This window comes from Stieleria magnilauensis (genome assembly GCA_007753675.1).
Taxonomy (GTDB): domain Bacteria; phylum Planctomycetota; class Planctomycetia; order Pirellulales; family Pirellulaceae; genus Stieleria; species Stieleria magnilauensis.
This window is the reverse complement of sequence record CP036432.1, coordinates 1796922-1821356: the sequence shown is the minus strand read 5'-3', so window position 1 is coordinate 1821356 and position 24435 is coordinate 1796922. Positions and strand designations below refer to the sequence as shown.

Here is a 24435-nt window from a genome sequence, read left to right as displayed (position 1 = left end):
GTCGGTCGTCGCAACACCGGACCGCCCCAGACCGGATGCAATACGGCCGGTCGCGTTACGGCCGGACGCGTTGCGGCCGGACGCGTTACGCCAGACGCGCCGGCGAGTGGCAAGTCCCGTGCAGGCCTCTCGGCGGGTCGCGATCGAAAACGAGTGTCGAGCAACAAGGACGACGTCAATGGAAGGTGTCATTGCCAGGTGGGACGATGAAAAGGGCTACGGGTTCATCACGCCCCACGAGGGCGGCCGCCAGGTGTTTGTCCACATCAAAGCGTTTCAAAACCGAACGTCTCGCCCCACTGCCGGCCAGTCGGTGACCTATGAAATGTCCTCCGATCGCCAGGGCAGGCCTTGTGCCGACCAGGCCAGACTGGTGAGTGAGCCCGGCCGGCGGAGTGACGTTTCACCCGGCACGAGCAGTTCCCGCCCCGCCGGTGTGAGGTCGGGGGCGTTGCGGGTGGCCGTCAAAACGGGATCGAAAACCTCACTGCCGGTGATCGCCGCTTGGCTGTTCTTGGTGCTCGTCGGACTGTTGGTCTGGACCTCCCAATTGCCTCGTCTGGTGCTGTGGTTCTATTTGGCCGCCAGCCTGGTCACGTATCTGGTTTACGCGATCGATAAATCAGCGGCTCGCCGCGGCAACTGGCGAACACAGGAAAGCACGCTGCATCTGTTGTCGATGATCGGTGGTTGGCCGGGGGCACTGATCGCGCAAGAGAAACTGCGTCACAAGACCCGAAAACAGTCTTTTCGCATCGTCTTCGGACTGACCGTGCTGTTCAACGGCGTGATGCTCGTCACGGTGCTGCTGGTGTGGGCCCAGTAGTCGTGACGGGGTTCAGAAGATGAGGCGATCGACCGAACGGTGGAGCGGCGCGTTGATGCGGTGAGGGATGGCAGAATGATTCGGGGCAGAATGATGGGGTGGGTGGTCAGGCGAGTTTGAGTTGTCTTAGCAGACGATTGACGCTTCGACCCGGGGAACAGAGGCCGGACCAGGCCAGTCGGGCATAGCCGCGAAGACGGTGTCCGCCGAGTAGATCGATCGATGCCAAACGGTATTGCAGCAACGCATAGACATTGATTTGTTTCGCGAGCCGATTCGCGAGCCCGGCGCGCTCGCGCTGAGCAAAATAATCTTCATACGCGATCTCCGGCAGGTTCTCTTCACGCCGCCGGGCAAGCTCACAGGCGAATTCAATACTCGCCTGCAGTTTTCGCATGTGCTTGCCGTTGATGCTTCCGGTGTGGATGCGGTATTCCAGCAGCGGTTCGGGCAGGTTGGCCAGTTCACCGACTTCGCCCATCCGCAAAAACATGTCCCAGGCGTCGAACATGCCATGCTGTTTCCAATAGCCACCGATGCCCTTGAGCAGCGCGGTGCGCATCAGAATGGTGGGATGGCACATGGCGTGTTGTCCCTTGCGGAGCTGGCTGTAGATCGATTGATGATCGGTCGCCAGCGGGATCACTCGCCCGGCTTTCTGGGCGCCGCGGGGGACGATCTGTGAACCGACCAGTCCGACGCTGGGGTGATCGCGCAAGAAGGCGACTTGTTTTTCCAAACGTGTCGGGTCACAGATGTCATCGCTGTCCATGCGTGCCAGAAACTCCGTGTCACAGAGTTTCAGGCCATGGTTGGAGGCGACTGCGGTGCCGGCATTGTCTTGATGGAGGACCGTGATCCGGTCGTCGTCGAGCGAATCGAGGTAGTCGCCGGATTCGTCGGTCGAACCGTCATCGACGATGATCATCTTCCACCGCGAATAGGTTTGCGCGCGGATCGACTCGACGGCTTCGGCCAGATACGGCATGCCGTTGTAGACGGTCATCAAAACGGAAACGTCTGGTTCTTGATCCGCGGGCAAGACGGGGTTCTCCATCGTTCTTCTGGCACTGTTCGGGGCGTGGGGTGCGGCGTGCTGCCCAGCATAGTTGATGCGACGCGGACAGCTAGCAGGCTTGATCTGGCTGCGGACTCGGGACGCGGCGTAAAACCACAGATGCGTCATAACCACTACAACAAGATCAACGGTCACTCCGAGGATGCTGCATATTCGTTGATCGCGGCTCGGAAGGCCAACACGCGATAAATGGCCGTGACGTAGAATCCGCTGACCAACCCGATCGTCATGCCCAAAATGGTCATCGAGTGAACCAGTGCCGACGAGATCGCGACGGTCGCGACCAAGCCCCACGTGGCGGCCCAAAAATTTGCCGCGGGACGATTGATCGCCCGCAGGCCGCTGGAGATCGCATAGCTGACCCCCGACGCGACGGTTCCGAAGCCCAGAACCGCAACGGCGACGCCATGCCCGCCGTACTGTTCGTCAAAGATCCAGACGATCAATGCGTTTCCAAACACCCCCACCAGCACGGCAAAGACCAACAGGACCGTGACCATCACGGCCGTAAACCGCCAAACCAAGCGGTTTGCCGCCGCGGCACCGCCGGCGGCGAAGGCATGGGCCGCTTTGGGCGACAGCACATTGCTCATCCCCAAGATGAACGGATTGGCGAGCATCACGACGGTCATGCAGGCCGCGTAGATTCCGGTCGCGCGTTCGCTGATGATCGCGGCCAGCAACCAGTGGGCGAAGTACATGTGCAGCACGGACGTCAGATGCGCACCGACGACCCATTTGCCGAAGCTGCTGTTCTTGATCCAGTCCGTTCGCAGTCGCGTTCGGTCCCATTGGAAATCGGATCGGACAAAAAACAGCCAAGCCAAACCGGCGATCCCCGCGGCGCCTCCGGAGACCAGGTAGGCGCCGGTCGCATCCATCTGGTCTTGCAGTGCCAGCATGGCAAGCCCGCCCAATTGAAGCACGCTGACCGCCACATCCAATGCCATTGCCGTCGCAACACGGAGGTGGGCGAAGGCGAAGCGGCGCGCAAATTCACGCAGCATCAAGAACGGCAGCAAGAGCACCAGTAGCCACAACAAGCCGAGCAGACCGGTCGCCGGGCGGGTCACCTGGACGATCACACAGGTCGCCGCCAAGACGAGCATCGCCAGCCCATTTAAACCGATCGACTGCCCGAGCGAGCTGGCGGCGTATTTGCGTTGGTCGTCCGCCGATAGCCGTTTGACAAAAACGGTGTACGGAACCGAGACCAACGATTCCTGGAAACTGACCAGCAACACAAACACACTGAAGGCCAGCGAATAATAGCCCAATTCGGATTCCGAGCCGAATCGTCCGACCATGACGGTGGTCGCAAAACGCGTCCCGCTGACCACGACCTGATCTATTAACGACATCATCGTGTCGCCACGCGCGGTGCCCCGCAGACGTGCTAGAAGTTCGGCCGGTTTCATCGGCGGTGGCCACGGAGAATCATTGGAGAACGCTGGCTCATTGGCGACAGTTTCGGCTATGTTGTCTTCGAGTGCGTAGAGTTTAGTGACCGAGGGCGATCCGGTAACCCCGGCTTGATTGACTTGACGACGGTTGCTCAGGTGATGTCGAACGATGATCAGCCGTTTGACGCGAGCCTACGGGCCCCAACCTGAGAAAACGATGCACCTCGGTTTTCGGGCAGGCGGTCGTGGACGAGGCGACGAGTCCTTGCCAATCTGCCGACCGCAGAGGACTCGTCGCCTCGTCCGCTACCCGAAAATTGACCTGCCATAGACTACTAGCCGAACGCCGAGTCCCCTGAATTGAATGTTGTGATGGAGCCGACCAATCCGTTTTCCCCACCGCGACGAAATGCTGCCGGTCCCGAGCAGCGAGCACGCGGGCGTGAACTGGCCCGCCAAGTTGCTGCGACGGGAGCAGCCAAGGGAGCGATCGTCAGGAAGCTTCGCGCGATCGGGCTGGGTGATGTCGATGCAGACGAATTAGCTGACACCGCATTGAGGCATCAAACTCGGAAAAAACGCGTGCGGGGAATGAGCGTCGTCTTGGCAGGAGCATTGTTGGTCGCGGCCGCGGTTTTCCTGTCGCCCTTGGTCGCCGTCAAGTTGGTTATCATCGTGGGGGTTTTCGGGACCTTCTTCGTCATGCTGGGGCTCGCACAATTGTTGACGTGACACTGTCGCGTGCCAGCTGGCAAGACAAGACACTTTCTCACCAGGAATTTCATCGATGAGTTTATTGCGCCTTGCTGCTTCCGTTCTGCTCCCGCTGGTTGCCTTTTTTGGTGCTCACTCCCATGCCGCGGAAACAGACGGCAAGCATTTGTTCATTCTCTCCGGGCAGTCCAACATGCAGGGGCATCGGCCGGAGGAAGCTTTCACACCGGCTGTCAAAGAAGCCTTGGGAGAGGACAACGTGATCGTGGTCCAGGACGCGCTCGGCGGGCAACCGATCCAACGCTGGTTCAAGGCTACAAGACGCTGGGAAAGCGGTTCGCCGAAAACGCCGTGAGATTGATTCGCGAGAACGAATGATCTGGATCAAGTATTGTTTGCCAGGGTGGCGTGTTTGGCGACGGCAAACCCGAGTGCGTCTTGCTTGGCGGCACAGTAGTCCATGATCAGGTCATAGCCTGAGGTGTCGCCCGATTCGGCGGCGTGACCGGCGAATTCGATCAACAGCGGCACGATCGATTGCGACGGCACGTCTTCGGGCACGTGGCGGATCGCAAACTCGATCGCTTGCAGGGGGCGTCCGACGCGGTCGAGCAGATCGATGTAGGTTTCGATCGCAGCGGTACCGTGTTCTTGCGAATCGACGTTGATCGCTTTTCGTTCGAACAGCTTCAACCCGGCATCGACGTTTTCGCCCAGCAAGATCGAATAGAACGCGGCGTAGGCGGGATAGAAATCGACGAACGGTTCTTCGCCGGGGTATTGGAACTGGTGATGCAGTTGGCGTCCGTATTGTGTCAATTCCCAGGCCTTGCGAAGCTGTTTCGGGTCCGTCAGCGTGGACGCAATCCGCACGGTCGATGACAGGTGGGTGGTGTCGAGGTGATAGCCGCCGTCTTTCATCACCCAAGGCCTGCTGGCCAGCATGTCGGACAGCGATTCGTCTTCGCCGGGGGCGGCATCGCGGGCGGTGATATCGTCGCGGACCAGCGTGATCAATTCGTTGTAAAAATGTTCTAGCAATCGTTCGCCGGCGGCGCGGCGGTCCGCTTTGCTGCGTTGGGCGATCGCTTGGTCGAACAGCGTGATGCTGTTGCAGGTGCCTTGATGGTCTAGAACGGCTTGGAATCCCCGCCCCACATCAACGCCTTCGTGCAACAACACACGTTGCATTTCATCGTAGTTGTCGTCCGTGATTTCGACTTCCGCGATCAGATTCCGGATCAGCTCGTTGTCGCCGGTCGGCCGCAGGTAGGTCCAGCCTTCGAAAACGCGTCCGGCTTGGATCAGCATCTCGCCCGATTCGCGGCACGCTTCCAACAGGCCCGCTTCCAATTGCCGCTCGACCTCTTCGGACCGCGTCGGCTCGTCTTCGCTGGTCAAGAGCGGCAACCCCAGTCGGTCGCGGACGATCATCTTGCGGGCCTCGAACAACTCCATCGGCAACTGTTCTTGGCGGAAGTAGTCCGCGAGCTGTTGGAGCAATTCCGATCGAGAGGAGTCACAATGGCGGAGGGTTTCAAAGATTTGGCTGGCAGGTTCAGACATCGACAGAATTGAAATGACGGTAGGAGTCGTTGAAGAGTGTCAGCATCGACGGATGGAAATCCGATCCCACGAATCGCTTCACGGGGTGTCCGATGCGGGGGGATTCGGCGGAGGATCCGAAGGCGGGCCGGTCGGTGCCGCGAACGCTTCATCGGGCGACACGGGCAACTGGGCGGCGTCGGCGTAGCGATGCAGCCATTCCAGCAGCGTGCCGAGCTTGAGCGCCGCGGCGGGCAGGAGATTGTCGCTGTGTTCGGTCATGTCCGCTAGTGGACCGAGCAGTTCGTCGCATTGGTGGCGAATCTCGATCGCCAACGATTTGGCGGTTCGGTATCGATCGCGGCACATGTCCAGGCGGGTTTTGGCAGCGGCCACCCGCTTTTGAGCTTCCAGGGCGCTGACGCGATCACCGGCCCGCGCGGCCGACTGCTTCTGCTGTAGATTGTCTTTCGCCTCGGTCAGCTCACGCTCGGCAAGCTCTGTCTGATGACGCCAATACCTCGGCACCTCGTCGCCGAAATACTGATCGGCCCGGTGGATGGAGATTCGAATCTCCTGCAGCGTTTTTTCCCAGCTCTCGGCCATCGAGAGCACCCCGGTGCGGAGCCGCTGAAGCGAATCAATGTTTCGCACGTCGCTAGTCGACATGGGAGCGCCTTGCATGGTGTGGGGGAGGATTCGGGTCTGGAACGTCTGGACCATTGGACCACGCTTTGCCCGGCGCAGCTACCGTCGTTCGAGGGGGATGCCCCTGATCAAGTCGTTTGGTCTTGCCACGCCGACCGCAATTCTTGCAGGCCCTGGTCCATCGAAACGCGGACGGTGTACCCCAAACGCTCCTTGGCCGCAGAAATATCGAAATAGTGGTCTTTGGCTAATTGGGCCGCCACGAAGCGGGTCATCACCGGTTCGGTTTGTCTGCCGGCCACGCGATACGCCGCCTCGAGAGCAGCCCCGACGGCGTAGGCGACGCGGAACGGGACACGTCGGGATGGGGCTGCGACCGAGCCGATTTGGCAAATTTGTGCGATCCAATCCCAACAGTTGACCGGTTCATCCTGGGCGATGAAATACGCTCGTCCACCCGCCACCTCGGGACGCTGCTGCAGCGCGTCGAGTGCATCCAGGTGGGCGGCGGCGGCGTTGACCACGTGAACGGTGTCGATCAGGTTCTTGCCGTCGCCGACGATTTTTAATTTGCCCGCCGCGGCGCGGTCGATCACACGCGCGAGTAAATGGGGGTCGCCCGCGCCCCAGATCAGATGCGGACGCAGGGCGCACGTGTTCAACTCGCCGGTCCGATGCGCCTGCAAAACCGCTTGCTCGGCCAGCGCTTTGGTTTGCGGGTACGCGCACAGCCAGCGTTCGGGATAGGGCACCGATTCGTCGACACCACGTTGGTCGTCACCGGCAAACGTCACGCTCGGGCTGCTGGTGAAAACCAGATTGCCGATGCCGTTGTGGCGACAGGCGTCGATCACATTCAGCGTGGCCTGCGTGTTGATGCGGTAAAACGTTTCGTAAGCGCCCCAGACGCCGGCGACGGCGGCGGTGTGGACGACTGCGTCGACGTCGCGAATCAGTCGCTCGGTGACGGCGGCATCGGACAGGTCGCCGCGATGATACGCGACACCCTTGTCGGCCAGATCGGGGTAGTCACCGCGTGAGACACCGACGACCTGGTCGCCGCGGGCGAGCAACTGATTGACAATCTCGGCGCCCAGAAATCCGGCCGGTCCGGTAACGAGAACACGCATGAAGGAAAGGGCCAGCAAAGGGAAGAATCGAACGGGGCTCGTTGCGAGCGGAAAAGGGGTCAGGCCCCAAAAACCAAATGGCCCGCAGGGTGCTCCGCATTTTTGGGGCCTGACCCCTTTTCCGCGTTGATGAAGTCTGGTTCGAATCTTCGATGCTGACTCGCGATCCGTCAAGCAGCGCGGGAGTGGCTCAAGGGAACACGACCGCTGGGCGGCGAGGCTGTGGAAAAGAAATTGCGATTGTGAAAAGGCATCGAAACCTGATCGACAAAATCGGTGTTCAACTCGTCGCGTAATCGTTTCAAAAACCGGGCGCCGTCCAGGTGTTCGTCGTAGTGCTGGCACACGTTTCGGGACAGACGGGCTCGTTTCTCCGGTGGCATGGAATCGATCCGACGGATCGCCGCGATCAAGCCTTTGCGGCCGCGGAAGCAAATCGCATTGACGCCGTCGACCAGTTCCGGATGGAAGCGGTCGGCGTATTCGATGATCGGGATGGTGCCGACCGACATCGCCTCGATCGCATTGTGGCAAACCGGCTGCGACGCGCCTGGGCAACACAGAAAGAATTGGTGTGACGCCAAGGTCGCCATCCAATCTTGTGCCGGAATCGGGTCAACCGCACTGTCGCGAAGCACGATCCGGTCGTCACGCCCGTCCGCCTCACGCGCGCTGATCCGAACATCGAAGGTCTTGGACAACGTCGACACGATTTCTAAACGCGACAGCACCCCGAACTCGCTGTGCATCGAATCGCGACCGTAGCGGCGGTTCTGATTTCCGGCGAAGAAGATGCCCGCTTTCATTTGGGTCCGCAGCGTGTTGAACCGACCGTCGATCGAATCCTGGATCTGTTGCGGATGCATCGGATAGGGCATGACCAATGTTTTTGCGGCGGGCTCGCGTCCGATCAGCATGGCGACGGTGCGTTGTCGGCTGAGGACCCGATCAGCGCGACCGCCGTCGACATCGAGCAGCACCAGCGAGTGCGGCGGAAACGGACGGGACGGTTCGATCCAATTGACATGGGGCATCGCCAGAAAGCGACCGCCATGGGGTTTGTGCGCGATCGCCGCCAACAGCACGCGGCTGCATCGCAGCACGACGGGTGAACCGATCTTGCCGGCCAACGCCGCCAGGCAGGCCAAATGCCGCCCGCCGTCAAACAGCAAATGATCGGCGTAGAGATCCATTCCGATGGTGGCGGCAGAGGATTCCGATGCCGATTTCGCCGGCGAAGCGAGTTGCTGCTCGGCCAGGCGAATGTCAAACGGATAACGAAGCAAGTGTTTTAGTTTCATCTTTGATCCATCCTATCCGGCCAACCGAACCGACGATGACGCATGATCGACGATGCCCATTTTGAGCAACGTGTTCTCTCCAGAGTGGTACGCGGCGATGTGTTTTGCGTGCTGCCGACAGTTTGCAGTGACCTCCGCCAACGTTTCGTCCACCGTGCTCAGCAGTTGAGGAATCTGGTCGACTGATTGATAAATCCAGCCGATTGCGCCGGTCGGTTCGGCGGCGCGAACTTGATCGGCCAGCCAGCAACCATCCGGGACCATCACGGGGACGCCGCGGATCATCATTTCCAACAAGACGCCACTGCACCGCGCGACGTAACGGTCCGCGTCGTACAGAAACAATCCGATCCCGGCCGTGTCCAGCCAGCCGTGGTAAGCTTCGCTGGTCAAGTTTCCACGCAGGATTTCCATGCCAGCGCTGGTGTCAGGATCCGCTTGGCCCGACGCCAACGAGATGCAGGCGGGTTGCAGCGACGGCGGGATCATCCGCTGCCAACGTTTTTCAGGAAGCTGCATCGACCAAGTGAAACGGCCCGCGCGGAGGTAAGGGGTTTCGATCGATTCTAGCAAGTCGCGAATCAGGTCGCGGCCCTTTTCGGCTCGCGGCATCCCGGCCAACAGGATCTTCGTGCCGGCGGTCGACGAACTCGACGTAGACGCGAGGTGTTCGTTACGGGTGGGGTACGGAATCGCGGTCGCGTTCACACCGACGGTCGCCAATTGTTGACACAGTGATTCGGTGGTCGCGTGCAGATGAATCCGATGACCCTTGATCGCCTCCACCGCTGCGTTGACTTGGCGACCAAATGCGATCGCGCGTTCGGTCACGGTGGATTCAAACACAGCGAAATGGAAGAGGACGTGGATGGTCATCGGGGCGAGCTTGCCCTCTCGCTCCAGTGTTTGGATGGCGTGGGCCAATGCCAAGATTTGAAAGTCGCCGCCCGTGTTGATCACGATTCGGTCGTGCGGCAGGGGACCAAAGCGTCGAATCGAATCGATGAAGACGGACGACCAGGCTTCGAGCATCGCGCGCGGGCGTCGCGACGGTCGACAGAGTAAATCGTCCACCGATTGTCGGATCCGGCGGAACAGCGAGCCTCCGATCGGGATCCCGCGAGAGTCTCGCTGGACCATCGAAGGGCCATCGACACCGAGTGACCAATTTTCCATCCGCCGGACTTCGAATCGCGGTTCGATCTCGAGATGTTCTAGTCGCGAATCACCAACGAGTTGTGGATTGCGTTGCGGCAACGACGCATGGGTGACCAATCGGGGCTGATAGCCGAGCTGGCGCGCGCCGTCGGCGAGTAGGCTAGCCAGTTCCAAATAGTGGCCGCCGATGTCGCGCACGTTGTCGTCCAGGAACAGGATTCGCGGTGTCATGGGCGGGGGGGTGGACATGGACAGTGAGAACGCAAACGCTGTGCGGACCGGGCGACGGAAGTGATTGAGCCGGTCATAGCAATTCCTGACTTTGGCGTCCATGTTGGTTCGCCGAAAGCCCTGGCGGCGTCCGCTATGTCTTTGACCCGAACGTCAATCAGCCCGAAGAATTCCAGCAGTTTTACCGGGCTGACCATCGAAATTTTGATCCACCGATGGCAGCGCGAACCCACGGATGGCAGGGGGCAGATATCCGTGGGTTCGCGCTGCCATCCGTGGGCTCAGTGGTCAGTTCATCGATCCGCAAGCTACACCCTGCCTCCTTGTCCGCTCGACAAACGCAGCCCGAAGAATCAATGCTGCCGCAGCACGAGGGACGCTGACGCCCGAAAAACGTCGCTCTTGACGTCGGGTGGTGGAGTTTGATAGCCCAAGCGAATGAACAATTCCCTTTCCTTGTTGACACCCCTCCCGTTCGCCGGGCTCGTCGTCGCAATCGCGATCACGCTGGCATCGTTTCCGCCTGCGATGGCGGATGAGTTGCCACAGGTTGCCCCGCAGACAGAATCGTGTGTCCTGCTTCGCAACGGCAACGTCCTGGTCGGTGCGGTCACCAAGATCGGCGGGACGGTCTGCATCACGCGCAGCGACCAGTCGAAAATCAATCTACCGAGCGCTCAGGTCGAAACGGTGGGGCGATCGCTAAGCGAACTGTACGAATACCGACGCAAGAATCGCTTTGAAGGTGACTTGAAACGCGTTCAAGCGGACGTGCGTTGGGGTTTGCGACATGGGTTGGTGCGAGAAGCTGCCCAAGACGTTTTGGAAGCCAGGTCGCTGGAGCCGTCGAATCCACAAACGATTCAGTTGCTGCGTCAGATCGCAGCGATGCTCAAACAGCAATCCGAGCCCGCGAAACCGCCGGCTGCTGACGATCAGCAAACTCCTGCCCTGCGAATGGTCTCGCACGAAACCGTCGTGACCGACGATCGCAGGGACGTCGAACCTGAGACGGCCGCCGAGTCGAGTGGGTTGCCTGAGCGACTGGTGTATGAGTTCACGTCACGGATTCAGCCGATCCTGATGAATCGCTGCACCAGTTGTCACGCCCGCGACGACCGCAACACGCATGAGTTTCAAATCCACACCGCACTGACCTCCAAATGGGCTCCGAAGGATGTGGCCAGAGACAACCTGCAAGCCGTGATGAAGTACGTCGACCTGAATGCCCCGGCCAACAGTCTGATCCGTTTGCGAGCTTCCGACGGACATGGTGGCCGACGGCATACCTTTGGCAGCCAGGGTTCGGCCATGATGTCCAACTTGGACCGTTGGCTCGCTCAGCTTCCTTCCGCCCATTCGCCGTCGCAATGGGAGGCGGCGATGGAGCAAAGTGCTGGTGCTGAACCGTTGGTTCCGGCGTCACCGCCGCAGCTTGCCGCAATCGATCAAGTCGGCCAGGCGGCTTCGGCAACAGGCATTCCTGAATTGCCGGAGACGCTCCAGACGGAATCGGTTTGGAATGCAGGGCCACCGATGACCGAAGCCGCGCCGCGGACTCGGCGCATGCCCAAGGTTGAAAACCCTTTCGACCCGGATATTTTCAATCGACGGGTTCATGGTCGCTGATCAGGTCGCTTTCGGCCACGCGTTCGAGGACTAGGACGAACACTGCGGCGCCAACGACCAACGCGATCAGTAGCATCAGGCTTCCGTTCCATTCGCTTGGCGGGACGACCTGCATGATCCGCTCCTTCATTTTTAATCCGGCCGTCTCGGCGGTCGGGATCTGCAGCGGCCATAGCTTTTCCACGCTGCCGATCATCAGTCCAACCAGTACCGCCATCGTCTTGTCGCGGTGGTGATCGAGCATCCAGCTCAACAGGCGAGAGAACGCGAGCAGCCCGAACAGGCAGCCGAACACAAACACGCCGAGCTGGAGGATGGAATCGAAATCGATGTTCAGCTTCACCGTGTTTTTGATCAGTCCTGTGATCGGGTGATAGACGCCCAACAACAGCAGGATGAACGCGCCGCTGATGCCGGGCAGGATCATCGCGCAGATCGCGATGGCGGCCGATCCGAACAGGTAGATCAACGAGTCTCCACCGTCGGTGGGCGAGAGTCGTCCGACGAGCACCGCGACGCCGATGCCGAAGACGCAGGCGGCCAAGCTGGCCGGACCCCAGCGTTTGACTTGCCGTCGCACGATCAGCACGCTGGCCAGAATCATTCCGAAAAAGACGGCAAAGGTCTCCGGCATGTGATGGTCGAACAGCCAATTGATCAGCCCCGCCAGCGCGACGCTGCCGATCACCACCCCGGCGCCGATCGCAGCCAGAAAGCGGGCATCGACGTATTCCCAAGCTTCTTTCCAGCGACGCGAGAGGACTTGGCCGATCAAGTGAGAATCGACGCGGCTGACCGCATCGATCAGGCGTTGGTAATGTCCCAGCACCAGCGCCACGGTTCCTCCGCTGACCCCTGGCACGATGTTGGCTGCCCCCATACAAAATCCACGCAGCAGATTGATGACGTCCAAGCGAATGGAATTCGACGCGAGCGGCGATGCAACATCCGGTGCGGCGGGTGTGGCGGAGACTTCCGAAGTCGGTTGATTCGTTACAGGCCGCGCATTCGGATCGATGCACTCTGTGTCAGCGTTCTGGTGGTCCGGTGACATGATGGATGGTTCCCTCGTTCGCTGCGGCGATGAATACTGCGGCAACAGTTTGAACAGGATGGTGCGCCGCGAGAAGCGGTCGATTGAGCGCTTTGTTAACTTTGAGTTTTCGGGTAGTGTTTTGTAAGCAGGCACTAAGAACGGGGCGGAAAAGGGGTCAGGCCCCAAAAACCAAATGGCCCCAAGGGTGCTCCGCATTTTTGGGGCCTGACCCCTTTTCCATCTGTATCCAAGCCTCGTGAGTAATCAAATGGAACTAGTGGCGTGATCGAGACCATCATCCTGGCCATAGTGCAAGGGATTGCCGAATTCCTTCCGATCAGCTCGTCCGGTCATCTCGTGATTTTGGGGGCGATGCTCAGTGACGCCCAAAGCGAGTCGCCGACGTTGGAGATTATCTTGCACGCAGGGACGCTCGGGTCGATCCTGGTGATTTTCTGGCGTCGCATCTTAGATTTGCTGACCAGTGACCGGCGTGTGATCCCTTTATTGGTTGTCGGAACGATACCGGCGGTGGTGGTCGGGCTGACGATCAAATCTCAATTCGGTTGGATTCTGAAGAACCCGATGCTGGCCGGCGCGATGTTGATCGTGACCGGGGTCATGCTGATTGTGCTGGGTAGGCTGCCCGCTCGCCAACGCGCTTATCGGGACGGTTCGTATTGGGGCGCGTTCGTGGTCGGCTGTTTCCAGGCCTTCGCCATCCTGCCCGGGATCAGCCGCAGCGGGTCGACGATTCTGGGCGGCCGGTTGCTGGGGCTGAAAACCGACGATGCGGTGACGTTCTCGTTCTTGTTGGCGATCCCCGCGATCTCCGGTGCGACCGTGCTGGCGATCAAGGACCTGGTGGACGAGGTGCAAGAGGGAGTGCCGATGGATCACTCGATCGTCGAGTTGACCATCGGCGCGTTGGTCGCGTTCGGCGTCGGGATCTTCGCGCTCAAGTGGCTGATCGGATGGAGCCGTCAAGAACGCTTGCACTGGTTCGCCGGATGGTGCATTCCGGCGGGCGTGTTGGTGCTGGGGCTGTGTTTTGCCGGGCTGGTTTAGGCGGCCCGCACGCCAGCGGCGTGCCGAATGAAGCCGTCGTTTGGCCCCGTCGGGGGCGTGTCAGCGTGCGACGCACTCAGGTGTTAGCGGAACGGCGCGAGCCGTCCGGTGTCGGCTTGGAAGACCGGAGGGCTCGCGCCCTTCCGCTATCAAGAAGCTTCAAGACGGCAGGCCGCTAGCGGCGTCGTCCGCGTCCGCGGCCTTTGCCCGACGGCGACTTCTTGTGGTTTTCAAGATTATTGTCGACCAGCACGTTGACGACTTCTTGCCACGTCGGAACGACCTTGCGTCGCGTGGGGGTCTCGCCACGCGATTCCGATTCGGGTTCATCCTGACGGCTTCGCGAGCCGCGTCGTGGTCGCACGTCCTCGTCGTCCAAGTCGTCCGCGGCGGGGCGATCGTCTTGGTCGGCCGGTTCGGATTCTCGGCTCGATCGACCGCGTCCGCCTCGGCGTCCGCGTCGTCGGCGTCCGCGACGAATCACATCGACTTCTTCGTCGTCTTCGTGGTCATCGTCAAAGGCGGACGAGGGGATCGGTTCGTCGTCGAGATCGTCGTCCAGGTCGGCATCGTCGCGGTCTGAGTCGCCACGTCCGCGGGATTGCGGCCGGGCTTCTTCGGATTCGCCGGTTCCGGCGCCTCGCGATCGTCTGCCACCGCGGCCGCGGCGGCCACGTCGTCGGCGTCGCGTGCCGGACTCTTCGTCCGTTTCGTCTTCGGAATCGTCGGCGTCGAGTTCGACGCCCGTTGCGAATCCATCGTCGACCAATTCGAATTCTTCGCCGTCGGCGGGATCGAATTCATCGCGGCTGATCGTTCGGCGGCGGGATTGTCCGCCTCGCCCGCGGCGTTTGGGAGCGTTTCGGCGTGAATCGTCTCCGTCGTCGCTGCTGATGTCATCGTCGTCGCGGCTGGCGACGGCGTCGGCGGTCTTGGGTTCCAGTTCCAGCGCATCTTCGCTCATCCGCTGACGTTGTCCCCGCCGCCCACGGCGTCCGGACCTTCGTCGCGGGCTTTCCTCGTCTTCCTGTCGGTCGCGGCCGGGCTCAGGGTTGTCGCGATCGCTGCGTTCGCCACGTCCACGTGGTTCTCTCGCAGGCGAGGGCCGATCGTCGTCGTCGGATTCGTCGCGGTCGTCAAAGTCACGACGGCGTCGCGGTCGCTCTTCACGCGCGGGGGATCGATCCTGGCGGGGCGATTCTTGGGTCGGTGCGGCCACTGCTTCGACCGATTCCGGTTCCGAGTCGTCGAGGTCTTCCTCAAGGTCGGAAAAGGAGCGGAACGACAGCGGGTCGACCGGCTTGTTTGTGCTGGACTCGCGTTTCGCCGCCGGCGCCGGATCATCATCGAACGTCCGCGTTGGCGCGGGCGCGACGTGCGGTTCGTCTTCCAAGTCGCTCGGCTCGTCGATCACTTCGGGTTCAGGTTCGGGGCCGAGGTCGATTCCCAGGCCGTCGCCGAAGCTTCGCGGGGATTTTTTCGATTTCGACGATGCCGATTCTTTGCGAGCCGGTTTGATTTGCATGGGGGCTCGGTGGGGCGGGGGTTCGTCGGTGGCTTCGATCCCCAGTTCGCCAGCCAGTTCGGACCAGGCGCCGCTGTCGGGCTCCGGTTCCGGCTCAAGCGTTTGCTCGGGTTCTTGTTCGGTGACAGAGGCATCGGGCGACGTAGAGTCGGCAAACAGCCGGTCGGATTCGCTTACGGTGGCTTCGACGTGAAGCAATTCTTCGACGACGGGCTCTTCTTTGGCCGGGGGGCCGCCGGCGGCGAGTTCGTCGATCCGAGGGTCCTTCGCGCGGGTGCCGAATCCAGGAAGCTGGGTCGAAGCGGTTTCGGCCGTCAGTGCTTGCAACACGTCTTCGGCGGAGGGGTCGTTGTCCACCACATCGGATTCGTCAGGCACATCCGCAACCGCCTCGGCGACCGGGGGCATGTCTCGTGATGCCGGTTCGTTCGACTGTTGGTCGGAAAATCCTGAGGAATCCGACGTCGATGGGCGTTCGTCCTCGTTTTCGGCTTTCGATTCGGCTTTCTTCGGCGTCTCGGATGCTTTGGGGGGTGCGGGCGGACCAGGGGTGCCAAGAAGCTTGGCAAGAAGGTTCCAATTGTCTGACATTCGGTCTAATAATGAGTTGTTTTGGAGGGGCCAGCAGTCAACCAACCCACGCTGCGTGACGGATGTAGGGTTTCCCTCAGAAAAGGAGTCCGATCAACTCGCTCGATGCCCGAAGCACCCACCCAGAATCTGGTCGATGGGTCTTTCACGATGCGACTGTTCCAATGCAAACACGTGTCAGCTTCGGAAGTGGTGTTGGCAGAGCGATTGAGTACTCCAGCGAGTCGTTGTCCGGCAATTCCAGATCCGGCAAATCCAGATCAGGTGCGGTTCACCGGTAGCTCGCACTTTCCCGACGGTGTGTATCCTGCCGCTGTCCTCGTAAAAGGGGCTGTCTGCTGTGATTGATGCCCGAATTGGCCGGCCGATTTCAATTCGGTCGGTTCTGTTGACGGACGTGGTCTATATGTATAGCCGCGTACCTCCGGTTTCCCAAGGGGATTCCGGGCCAATGGAGCTTCGGATCACCGATCAATCAGGTATTTCTGCCGTCTTCCCGAGAATCCTCGCTTGCGAATGCCTCTTCAAACCGCCCCGTCCACGTATTCTTCCGAGTCGTCACAAGTCATCCCCCGTCGCCAGGGGCCGCATTTGCGACCGCTGATCGTCTTCGGCACTCGTCCCGAGGCGATCAAACTGGCTCCCGTCGTGCGGGAGTGCCAGTCGCGTCCCAACCAGATCGCTCCGATCGTCTGCAGCACCGGCCAGCACCGCGAAATGCTGGCACAGGTCCTGGGCTATTTTTCGATCACCCCGGAAATCGACTTGGGATTGATGCAGCCCGGGCAAACGCTCAGTGGTCTGACGGCACGCTGCCTGGACGCGGTCGATCGGGTCGTTCAGCAACACGAGCCCGATTGCATCGTCGTTCAGGGGGACACCACCACCGTGATGGCCTCGGCGATCGTCGCGTTCTACCATCGGTTGCCGGTCGTGCACGTCGAAGCAGGCTTGCGAACCGGGGACTTGATGGCGCCGTGGCCGGAAGAGTTCAACCGCCGCGTGACCGGGATCGTCACCAGCCTTCACTGTGCCCCGACGAAGCGCAGCGAGTCCGCCTTGCTGGCCGAAGGGGTTCCGCAATCGTCCATCAGAGTCACCGGCAACACGGTCATTGATGCCTTGTTGCACAGCGTCGCCAAAGAACGTGCCGACGATGCCCGGTGGCGGCAAAAGTATCCGATGGCGTTGGCCGACCGCGTTGTCTTGGTCACCGGCCACCGACGCGAAAACTTTGGCGGCGGACTGCAGCAGATCTGTGCCGCGCTCTCGCATTTGGCCGCCTGTCATCCCGAGACCGAATTTATCTATCCCGTTCACATGAACCCGAACGTGATGGGCCCGGTTCATGAACTGTTAGCGGACTCAAACAACATCCATCTGCTACCGCCAGCCGACTACCCTGAATTCGTTTGGCTGATGGATCGCGCCACGTTGGTGATCACCGATTCCGGTGGTGTTCAAGAGGAAGCACCGTCGCTGGGCAGTGCGGTGCTGGTCACGCGGACGAAAACCGAACGCCCCGAAGCGGTCGAGGCTGGTCTGGCGGAACTGGTCGGAACCGATCGTGATCGGATCATCCGCCGGGCCAGCGAATTGCTGGCCGAGCCCAAACGCAGCAGCGGAGCCAAGGTGATCGACAATCCTTACGGAGACGGAAAGGCTGCCAATCGCATCGTCGATTGGATGCTGGAGTAGAAGTTTTTACCCCTTCTTCAGTTCGAGCAATTCTTTCCGCTGGGGCAGGTTTTTGTAGTACGGATCCAGTGGGTAACAACCGCTGATGATGCCTTTCCTCGGTGCGGTCGTGCAGTCGCTGAATGTGCGGCAGACCTTCTTCCTGGCCAGCTGGGTGCCCGCGAGGACATCGGCGGGAAGATCCGGATAAGAAAGCACCATGCGGCCGAGTCCGATGGAATCGGCCAGCCCGTCGCGGATGACGGCTTGCGCCACGTTGGGCAGCCAGTCTTGCAGATACGTGTACCCCGAGCCGACGACGAACATTTCCGGAAACCGCTTCTTCAGTTCGGCGGTGGCCTCAATCTGACGGTCCACCCCGATCAATGGGTCTTCGGGCGGCTGGTATCCGTCGCTGGGTGGAAAGAAGGCCGGGCGTTGCAGGTGCGGTGTGTAGTAGGGGCTGCCCGCGGTCGTGCAAATTAATTTCATTCCAAGCGACTGCATCAATTCTAGAAACTGAATCGGTTCGGACAATTCCACACCGTCGCCGCGTGAATTGGACCCGAAGACCAGTCGCGGGTCGCCGGCGGGCTCGGGTTCGCCGACGCCCGAATCGGATTTCCGATAGGGCAGGAAATCAAAGATGCTGAGCCGGACGCCCAATTCCAGCTCAGGAGCTTCGGCGCGGATCCCCGCCACAATCTCGCGCAAGAACCGCGTTCGGTTTTCAAAACTGCCGCCGAATTCGCCCGGCCGATCGACACCACTGAGCAACTCGTGACCGAGATAGCCGTGACAGTGTTTGACGTCGACGAACTGGTAGCCGAGCTTGTCGGCGCGGGCCGATGCGATGACAAAATCATCGATCAGCGACTTGAGTTCATCATCGGTCATGATGCCCGAATCATCGGTGATGTTCAGTCGCGGATCGAGCGCCGGGTTTCGTTGGGCGGCGCGTGGTTCAGGTTTCGTTTTTTCGTTCGGGCGGGCGAACCGTCCCGAGTGGGTCAGTTGCAACCCCACGACCAAATCATCGGTGTCGCCAAACCGTTCGGCGTGCGCCGCGATCAACAGTTCACGCAGCGCACCGATTTCGGAAAGATTGTTTTCGGTCAGGCACAATTGGTTCGGGTTGGCCCGGCCGTCGTGCCGAACCGCAACGGCTTCACCGCCCCACATCAGTTTGGCGCCGCTGATGCCAAAGTTCTTCCAACGCCGTCGGGTCAGTTCGGTCGGCTTGCCATCCGTTGTGCCGTCCCAACCTTCCATCGGCAAGATGCAGAATCGGTTCCCGATCGTCAACTCGCCGACCTTGGCGGATTGCGCTAGCGGTGAGGTGTCGCCGGAGTCAACGACTTCATCGGCGGCGAGCTGCAAATCAAGTTCGCGAAGCCGCGTTTGGAAATCGTCAAACGTCTTCAGGCTGGCGATGCGTGGATAAGTCGGCATGGAAAATGACGTCAGTGGGGTAAATGAGGTGAAGAGAAGTGAATGGTGCGTCCGGCAACCAGGCTGTGGCGAGTGCTTTGTTCAGGTTTCATTCGAGGGTTGCGTTGAATGGTCATTGAGCCCGCCGATGGCAGCGCGAACCCACGGATTTTTGGCGCCTTATCATCCTTGGGTTCGCGCTGCCATCCGTGGGTGTTTTTTCCGCCCTGACCCCTTTTCCGCTCGATCAACGCAACTCCAAAATTAATTGTGTTCACACCCTACGCGGTCGTTTCGAGTGACTTTCCGGTGCGATCGAGTATTGATTCCAGATCGCGGGCGATGTGGCCGAGCACCTCGCGGTCGCTGTCCGGCCGAGCCGGGGAGCCGGGATAGGTTTGATCGGTTTGGATTTGGTCACGCAGCTTTAAAAACATGGCCGCATCGTGCTTGTAGGCGGGGACTGGCGGGCGGAATGCAAACGCGCCGAGGTACTGAAGCAAATCGTTCAGTTCGTAGAACGCCTCGTCACCGTTTTCCCACATGGCGTCACGGGCGGCGAAGGCATCGGGCGCAAACGTGCTGAGTCCCAACAGATAGTCGCTTCCGTACATCACCATGTTGATCGCCAGGTCGTTGCCGGTCATGACCTTGAATTCCGGGCGGATCTTGTCGCGGAGTTGCAAGCGTTGCCACTCCAGGACTCGATCGAGCGACGAGTGTTTGGCACCGGTGCAATTTTGAATTTGCATCAGACGTTCGTAGACGTCCAAGGAATAGATGCAGCCGAAGGGTGCGAACACGGGAGCCAGTTCGAACGCGTAAAACGAATCGCAGGCCGCGGCCAGGGTTTCGTAGCGGGAGACGATCTGATCGTCACTTCCCTGTGTCAGCCCATAGGACTGGAAAAAGATCGGGGTTCCGCCGAGCGATTGAATCTGCTCGACCCCGACTCGGTAGGCGTCGGCGTTGAAGGGGGCGCCGGGCTGGTCGGCGACGAAGGCTCCGGCGACATAATCGCGGCCCCCCGCGATCGACTGTGTCCGCTCCAGCGCCTGTTGGCGGGTCGCATCGTCGATCAAGTTCCCGTAGCCGGTGTCCATGTTGACCGCGGGGGCCAATCCGGCATCGAACGTCCGCTCGACATGGGCGTCAAAGCCCGGCCAGTCGACCGAAAGATCGCTCAACAGCGGCAACAGAATCGCCGAAACGCCGGTGATTTTTCGCCGCGGTTTCAACATCTTGATCGGGTCAATCGGTTCCACTTGATTCATGTTCCTGGCCAGTTGCGTTTCGGGCAAAATTGATGTCTGATCGGAAGAGAATAGACGATTCTTCCAGGGCTGTCTTGGAAAATCGGTCACGTCGCGTTTGGCATTTCGGGCATGTGGCTGGTTGATGGATGCCCGCTTGCCGGTGTGACCGATGTCAATGAGATTGTGGCAATGCCAAAGCAAACACTGACCGATCGAGCGCTGCACGAGAATCTTCCCGAGTGGGGCGTGCTGGTGTTGGAGAGCCACCATTCGCCACAGTTCACGATGGAATGGCGTGAGCACTCGTTTCTAAAACTGGTCTACGTCCTGCGTGGCCGCGGCGTGCTGGAGTTCCAGGATCGCGTGCACCATTTCGAGTCGGGGGATTTGGTGATCGTTCCGCCGATGACCGCCAACCGGATCACCGATGCCCCGGATGCGGCGAGCAGTTTGTACGTTTGTTGCATCGATCCGTCGTTATTCGCGTTCGACGACGGGCTGATTTCCCGTTTGCGCCGCGGCTTGGTCTCGGGAAATCCGCACTTTTCCAATCGGGTGGCAACACAGCTTCGTCGGATGCGACACCATCAAGTCAGCGGTGATCTGACACGTCCGATCTCGATGGTCGCGTCGGCACTGCGAATCGTCGAATGGGTCATGCAGTTGGGGCAATCCACGGCGGGGGCGAATGTTTCGCGGGGCCGTCGCAGCAACGACCGCGCGATCATCGAAGACTACGTGGCGCGACTGTCCACGGAGTTCTATGAGGCGTCGACGATCGATGCCGCCGCGGCGTCGCTGGGCCTGTCGCGCCGCGCCTTCACCAAGCTGTTTCAAGAGGTCACCGGGTCCACCTGGCTGACCCATGTCCGTCGGCTGGCCATCAACCACGCCAAACATCAATTGGCGCAAACCAATCTGTCGATCGCATCGGTCGCGTTCGAATGCGGTTTCAACGACTTGTCGACGTTCTATCGCCAGTTCAAATCCCAAGTCGGGGTATCGCCGAAGAGCTATCGTCAATCGATCGCTGCGGATTGAAGAATCAAGTCGCGATTGCGGTGGGCTTGGGGTATAACGGAAACCTTCCGATCCCCCTTCTGGTTGAGAAAACCCCCATGTCTGTGATGCAGTCTGTGATTGAGAAACGTCGCTTCAGGCCGACCGGGCTGGTCCTTGTGGCGCTGTGGACGATTGGTTTCATCGGCGTCTCATCGGCGCCAGTGGCGCGCGGGGAGGATCCAGTGTTCTCCGGACCGCAACCCGGAGAGAAGTTGACGCCGTTGAAGTTGTCGGGCGTTTACGATGACGCCGCCGGCCAAGAATTCGACGCGGTCGCGGACGCCGATGGCAAACCGACGCTGCTGGTGTTCGTTCACAAACTGACCCGCCCCGGATTGGGATTGGCCCGCGGATTGACCAACTATGCACATTCGCTCAAAGACCCTCCCTCTTACTCTGCCATCGTTTGGCTCAACGACGACAAAGCGGAAGCCGAAGCGTTCCTGAATCGGGCACGGCCGTCGTTGAATTTGAAGGTCCCTGTCGGCATTTCGATCGACGGCGGCGAAGGGCCCGGCGCGTATGGACTCAATCGCAACGTCGAGTTGACCGTCTTGGTGGCCAAAGACAACAAGGTGCTGGCAAACTTCGCGTTGATCCAACCGTCGATGACCGACGGCGTGAAGATCGCCGGCGAGTTCGCCAAAGCGCTCGGAAAGACGCCGCCGACCGCGGAAGAACTCCAGAAAATTGCTTATCCCGGGCGAGCGATGAACATGCGAAGACGCCCGAACCCCAGCAGGGAATGAGCAGTGGTGGAAAGTCCACGGGGGTGAAGCTGTTAGCTGTTAGCTGTTAGCTTTTAGCTTTTAGCTTTTAGCTTTTAGCTTTTGAATCTGAAATCTGAAATCTGAAATCTGAAATCTGAAATCTGAAACCTGAAACCTGAAACCTGAAACCTGAAATTTAACCGCTACCCCGAGGCGATCTCTTTGGTCTTCACCGTTCGACGCATGTTCCGGTTTTCGATGATGGCGTTTGTTCTCTGCGCTGGCGGTGCGTCGCAGTGGGCGTGGGGCGAGAGACCGAACGAAGCGATCGATTTTGATACCCAAGTCGTGCCCATCCTGACGCGGTACGGTTGCAACGCGGGGGCCTGTCACGGTGCCGCGATCGGGCGTGGCGGGTTCAAGCTGTCGCTGTTCGGTTCCCGAGCGGCCGACGACCAGTTGGCCATCGTGCAGGAATTGGAAGGTCGTCGCGTCAATTTGTATCAACCGCAGCAGAGCCTGTTGCTGCGCAAAGCGACGGAAACGATGGAGCATGGCGGAGGGGAACGGTTTGACGATGCGTCACCCGTATACGCGCTGCTGGAACAATGGATCGCCCAGGGCGGCAAACGTTTGCAGCGGCGGCAATTGGCGGACGTTCGAGTGACGCCCAGCAACGTCTTGCTGGAAAATGTGCAGGACTCGGTCACCGTGTCGGTCATCGCGCGGTTCGATGATGGATCGACGCAGGATGTGACCGATGTCACGACGCTGACGTCGGACGATTCCGAATCGGTTTCCATCGACCGCGATGCCAACCGTCTGACGGTCCATCGCCGTGGAGAGCACATCGTCATCGCGCGGTATCTGGATCGGGTTCACGCTATTCGCCTGGGCATCCCGCTGGGAACGAAGGAACTCGAGTCGTCGCCTGACGGTGGGGCGCAGTCCGTTGTCGACCGATGGATCGATCAGAAGCTGCGACAGCTACGGATTCCCGCGTCACCCCGGGCCGACGATCATGAATTCGCGCGGCGGGTCTGGCTGGACCTGACCGGACACCTGCCGTCGGTCGGCCAGCTGGATGCGTTTGTGGCAGACCAAGCCGACGACAAACGGAAACGGTTGATCGACCGCTTGTTGAACACCGATCAATTTGCGGCGTACTGGGCGCTGAAGTGGGCCAATCTGTTGGGCATCGATAGCAAGTCGCTGCAGCCCGAAGGCAGTCAAGCGTATCACGGTTGGTTGACCGATTCGTTTCGTCAGGACAGCCCGTGGAATGCATCGGCGTTGGCGATGTTGACGGCCAACGGGGACGGTTATGTCGAGGGTAGCGTCAACTTCTTGCGTTCGGGCAATGGCCCCGATGGGCTGGCCGAGTTGGCGACACGGGTGTTCATGGGGGTTCGCCTGCGCTGTGCCAACTGCCACGATCATCCGCTGGACCACTGGACCCAAGATGACTATCACGGGCTGGCCGCGATCTTTGCCAAACTCAAACGCGGGCGTGTCGTCAGCACCTCGACGCGTGGTGAAGTCACTCATCCGGTGACCGGGCAACCTGCGATGGCGCGGATTCCCGGCACACGAGATCTGTCGACGGACGAGGACGGTCGGGGGGAATTTGCCCGCTGGGTCACCGCCCCTTCCAATCCGTACTTCGCCCGAGCCGCGGTCAATCGAATTTGGGCGCAACTGATGGGACGCGGTTTGATCGATCCGGTCGATGACATCCGCGCGACCAATCCCGCCAGCCATCCCGAATTGCTCGACGCGTTGGCAGGCGAGTTCACCGCTGAAGGGTTTCGCTTCCGCCGGATCATTCGTCTGATCTGTAACAGCGACGCTTATGGACGAACGTCACAAACACGTCCGGGAAATGAATCCGAATCGGTCTATTATTCGCACTTCATTCCTCGCGGATTGGAAGCCGAGGTAGTTGCCGGGGCGATCGCGGACGCCACCGGTGTCGACATCGTGTACGGTGAAGACGATCAACGCGATGCGATCCGGCTGACCGACAACCGAATGGCGTCGGAAACGCTGGACATTCTCGGTCGCTGCGACCGCGAAGCGGCTTGTGAAACGCCGGACCTGAGTGCCGGTTCGCTCGCCAAGGTCCTGCATTTTCTCAATGGCGACCTGTTGAACCGGCGTCTGGATGATTCGCAGGGACGATTGACGAAATGGTTGCAGCTGTACCCGGACGACTTCACACTGATGGATCGGCTGTACAAACAAACCTTGTCCCGTCCGCCCAACGCATCGGAACGTCGGTATTGGACAACGCGATTGGAATTGGCAACCGAATCCGACGGGCAATGGCATGATCCGACCGCGCGACAGAGGTTCTTTGCCGACGTGTTCTGGGGCTTGCTGACCAGTGAAACTTTCCTGACCAATCACTAGCTGA

20 protein-coding genes are annotated in these 24435 nt (G+C 60.2%); 9 read left to right on the top strand and 11 right to left on the bottom strand.

The genetic code is table 11. The features are described 5' to 3' along the window. Positions 1 to 178 precede the first annotated feature (178 nt). Complete coding sequence (locus tag TBK1r_RS06605; protein ID WP_145208326.1) at positions 179 to 826, top strand: DUF1294 domain-containing protein; 648 nt, start codon at positions 179 to 181, stop codon at positions 824 to 826. 106 nt (positions 827 to 932) lie between these two features. On the opposite strand, the gene TBK1r_RS06600 is transcribed toward TBK1r_RS06605, so the two are convergent. Beyond that, positions 933 to 1883: a glycosyltransferase family 2 protein gene (locus tag TBK1r_RS06600; RefSeq protein WP_419581042.1), complete on the bottom strand. Its 951-nt coding sequence runs from the start codon at positions 1881 to 1883 to the stop codon at positions 933 to 935. A gap of 152 nt (positions 1884 to 2035) precedes the next feature. After that, positions 2036 to 3268 carry a lipopolysaccharide biosynthesis protein gene (locus TBK1r_RS06595; protein ID WP_145208322.1) on the bottom strand — a complete coding sequence of 411 codons (1233 nt, stop codon included), beginning with the start codon at positions 3266 to 3268 and terminating at the stop codon, positions 2036 to 2038. A 399-nt stretch (positions 3269 to 3667) separates the two neighbouring features. Here TBK1r_RS06595 and TBK1r_RS06590 point away from each other — a divergent pair, with 399 nt between their 5' ends. After that, positions 3668 to 4039, top strand: coding sequence for a hypothetical protein (locus tag TBK1r_RS06590; RefSeq protein ID WP_145208320.1), 372 nt, complete (start codon positions 3668 to 3670; stop codon positions 4037 to 4039). A gap of 55 nt (positions 4040 to 4094) precedes the next feature. Then, on the top strand, positions 4095 to 4376 hold the full coding sequence (locus TBK1r_RS06585) for a sialate O-acetylesterase (RefSeq protein WP_145208318.1): 282 nt from the start codon (positions 4095 to 4097) through the stop codon (positions 4374 to 4376). Between the two features lie 29 nt (positions 4377 to 4405). On the opposite strand, the gene TBK1r_RS06580 is transcribed toward TBK1r_RS06585, so the two are convergent. The 5 genes from TBK1r_RS06580 to TBK1r_RS06560 all read right to left on the bottom strand — a co-directional run bounded on the left by TBK1r_RS06580 (position 4406) and on the right by TBK1r_RS06560 (position 10034). Then, entirely contained in the window at positions 4406 to 5587 is a 1182-nt protein-coding gene (locus TBK1r_RS06580) for a hypothetical protein (protein ID WP_145208316.1), read from the bottom strand. 78 nt (positions 5588 to 5665) lie between these two features. After that, a complete protein-coding gene (locus tag TBK1r_RS06575) occupies positions 5666 to 6235 on the bottom strand; it encodes a hypothetical protein (RefSeq protein ID WP_145208314.1) in 570 nt (189 codons plus the stop codon). A 107-nt stretch (positions 6236 to 6342) separates the two neighbouring features. Then, the gene (locus TBK1r_RS06570; protein ID WP_145208312.1) at positions 6343 to 7344 is read right to left on the bottom strand and encodes an NAD-dependent epimerase/dehydratase family protein; all 1002 of its coding nucleotides are present in this window, start codon (positions 7342 to 7344) and stop codon (positions 6343 to 6345) included. Between the two features lie 170 nt (positions 7345 to 7514). Continuing rightward, positions 7515 to 8645 carry a glycosyltransferase family protein gene (locus TBK1r_RS06565; RefSeq protein WP_145208310.1) on the bottom strand — a complete coding sequence of 377 codons (1131 nt, stop codon included), beginning with the start codon at positions 8643 to 8645 and terminating at the stop codon, positions 7515 to 7517. Between the two features lie 12 nt (positions 8646 to 8657). Continuing rightward, the gene (locus TBK1r_RS06560; protein WP_145208308.1) at positions 8658 to 10034 is read right to left on the bottom strand and encodes a hypothetical protein; all 1377 of its coding nucleotides are present in this window, start codon (positions 10032 to 10034) and stop codon (positions 8658 to 8660) included. Between the two features lie 438 nt (positions 10035 to 10472). Between TBK1r_RS06560 and TBK1r_RS06555 the strand changes: the two genes are divergently transcribed. Beyond that, entirely contained in the window at positions 10473 to 11663 is a 1191-nt protein-coding gene (locus TBK1r_RS06555) for a hypothetical protein (RefSeq protein WP_145208306.1), read from the top strand. Here the strand turns inward: TBK1r_RS06555 and TBK1r_RS06550 are convergent. Next, positions 11638 to 12717 carry a DUF368 domain-containing protein gene (locus tag TBK1r_RS06550; RefSeq protein WP_419581041.1) on the bottom strand — a complete coding sequence of 360 codons (1080 nt, stop codon included), beginning with the start codon at positions 12715 to 12717 and terminating at the stop codon, positions 11638 to 11640. The genes TBK1r_RS06555 and TBK1r_RS06550 overlap by 26 nt on opposite strands. A 264-nt stretch (positions 12718 to 12981) precedes the next feature. Here TBK1r_RS06550 and TBK1r_RS06545 point away from each other — a divergent pair, with 264 nt between their 5' ends. Further along, positions 12982 to 13767: an undecaprenyl-diphosphate phosphatase gene (locus TBK1r_RS06545; RefSeq protein WP_145208301.1), complete on the top strand. Its 786-nt coding sequence runs from the start codon at positions 12982 to 12984 to the stop codon at positions 13765 to 13767. A 175-nt stretch (positions 13768 to 13942) separates the two neighbouring features. Here TBK1r_RS06545 and TBK1r_RS06540 read toward each other — a convergent pair whose 3' ends face one another. Further along, a complete protein-coding gene (locus tag TBK1r_RS06540) occupies positions 13943 to 15883 on the bottom strand; it encodes a hypothetical protein (protein WP_145208299.1) in 1941 nt (646 codons plus the stop codon). A 516-nt stretch (positions 15884 to 16399) separates the two neighbouring features. Between TBK1r_RS06540 and wecB the strand changes: the two genes are divergently transcribed. Further along, positions 16400 to 17581: a non-hydrolyzing UDP-N-acetylglucosamine 2-epimerase gene (gene wecB / locus TBK1r_RS06535; RefSeq protein ID WP_145222140.1), complete on the top strand. Its 1182-nt coding sequence runs from the start codon at positions 16400 to 16402 to the stop codon at positions 17579 to 17581. Between the two features lie 6 nt (positions 17582 to 17587). Here wecB and TBK1r_RS06530 read toward each other — a convergent pair whose 3' ends face one another. Together TBK1r_RS06530 and TBK1r_RS06525 are read right to left on the bottom strand one after the other, a co-directional pair. Continuing rightward, positions 17588 to 19012, bottom strand: coding sequence for an oxidoreductase (locus TBK1r_RS06530; RefSeq protein WP_145208297.1), 1425 nt, complete (start codon positions 19010 to 19012; stop codon positions 17588 to 17590). Positions 19013 to 19272: 260 nt separating this feature from the next. Then, on the bottom strand, positions 19273 to 20265 hold the full coding sequence (locus tag TBK1r_RS06525; RefSeq protein ID WP_145208295.1) for a dihydrodipicolinate synthase family protein: 993 nt from the start codon (positions 20263 to 20265) through the stop codon (positions 19273 to 19275). Positions 20266 to 20436: 171 nt separating this feature from the next. Here TBK1r_RS06525 and TBK1r_RS06520 point away from each other — a divergent pair, with 171 nt between their 5' ends. The 3 genes from TBK1r_RS06520 (at position 20437) to TBK1r_RS06510 (ending at position 24431) form a co-directional block, all read left to right on the top strand. Then, positions 20437 to 21288, top strand: a complete 852-nt coding sequence (locus TBK1r_RS06520; protein ID WP_419581040.1) for a helix-turn-helix domain-containing protein — start codon at positions 20437 to 20439, stop codon at positions 21286 to 21288. An 86-nt stretch (positions 21289 to 21374) separates the two neighbouring features. Beyond that, a complete protein-coding gene (locus TBK1r_RS06515; protein WP_145208291.1) occupies positions 21375 to 22058 on the top strand; it encodes a hypothetical protein in 684 nt (227 codons plus the stop codon). 183 nt (positions 22059 to 22241) lie between these two features. Then, positions 22242 to 24431, top strand: a complete 2190-nt coding sequence (locus tag TBK1r_RS06510) for a DUF1549 and DUF1553 domain-containing protein (protein ID WP_145208289.1) — start codon at positions 22242 to 22244, stop codon at positions 24429 to 24431. The last annotated feature ends 4 nt before the right edge of the window (positions 24432 to 24435 follow it).

Excerpts from the sequence above, each read along its gene's own strand:
- wecB (WP_145222140.1), top strand. The coding sequence starts at position 16,400 with ATGCCTCTTCAAACCGCCCCGTCCACGTATTCTTCCGAGTCGTCACAA.
- TBK1r_RS06575 (WP_145208314.1), bottom strand. The coding sequence starts at position 6,235 with ATGTCGACTAGCGACGTGCGAAACATTGATTCGCTTCAGCGGCTCCGC.
- TBK1r_RS06525 (WP_145208295.1), bottom strand. The coding sequence starts at position 20,265 with ATGAATCAAGTGGAACCGATTGACCCGATCAAGATGTTGAAACCGCGG.
- TBK1r_RS06530 (WP_145208297.1), bottom strand. The coding sequence starts at position 19,012 with ATGCCGACTTATCCACGCATCGCCAGCCTGAAGACGTTTGACGATTTC.
- TBK1r_RS06580 (WP_145208316.1), bottom strand. The coding sequence starts at position 5,587 with ATGTCTGAACCTGCCAGCCAAATCTTTGAAACCCTCCGCCATTGTGAC.
- TBK1r_RS06555 (WP_145208306.1), top strand. The coding sequence starts at position 10,473 with ATGAACAATTCCCTTTCCTTGTTGACACCCCTCCCGTTCGCCGGGCTC.
- TBK1r_RS06520 (WP_419581040.1), top strand. The coding sequence starts at position 20,437 with ATGCCAAAGCAAACACTGACCGATCGAGCGCTGCACGAGAATCTTCCC.
- TBK1r_RS06515 (WP_145208291.1), top strand. The coding sequence starts at position 21,375 with ATGCAGTCTGTGATTGAGAAACGTCGCTTCAGGCCGACCGGGCTGGTC.
- TBK1r_RS06550 (WP_419581041.1), bottom strand. The coding sequence starts at position 12,717 with ATGTCACCGGACCACCAGAACGCTGACACAGAGTGCATCGATCCGAAT.
- TBK1r_RS06560 (WP_145208308.1), bottom strand. The coding sequence starts at position 10,034 with ATGACACCGCGAATCCTGTTCCTGGACGACAACGTGCGCGACATCGGC.
- TBK1r_RS06595 (WP_145208322.1), bottom strand. The coding sequence starts at position 3,268 with ATGATGTCGTTAATAGATCAGGTCGTGGTCAGCGGGACGCGTTTTGCG.
- TBK1r_RS06585 (WP_145208318.1), top strand. The coding sequence starts at position 4,095 with ATGAGTTTATTGCGCCTTGCTGCTTCCGTTCTGCTCCCGCTGGTTGCC.
- TBK1r_RS06605 (WP_145208326.1), top strand. The coding sequence starts at position 179 with ATGGAAGGTGTCATTGCCAGGTGGGACGATGAAAAGGGCTACGGGTTC.
- TBK1r_RS06540 (WP_145208299.1), bottom strand. The coding sequence starts at position 15,883 with ATGTCAGACAATTGGAACCTTCTTGCCAAGCTTCTTGGCACCCCTGGT.
- TBK1r_RS06600 (WP_419581042.1), bottom strand. The coding sequence starts at position 1,883 with ATGGAGAACCCCGTCTTGCCCGCGGATCAAGAACCAGACGTTTCCGTT.
- TBK1r_RS06565 (WP_145208310.1), bottom strand. The coding sequence starts at position 8,645 with ATGAAACTAAAACACTTGCTTCGTTATCCGTTTGACATTCGCCTGGCC.
- TBK1r_RS06570 (WP_145208312.1), bottom strand. The coding sequence starts at position 7,344 with ATGCGTGTTCTCGTTACCGGACCGGCCGGATTTCTGGGCGCCGAGATT.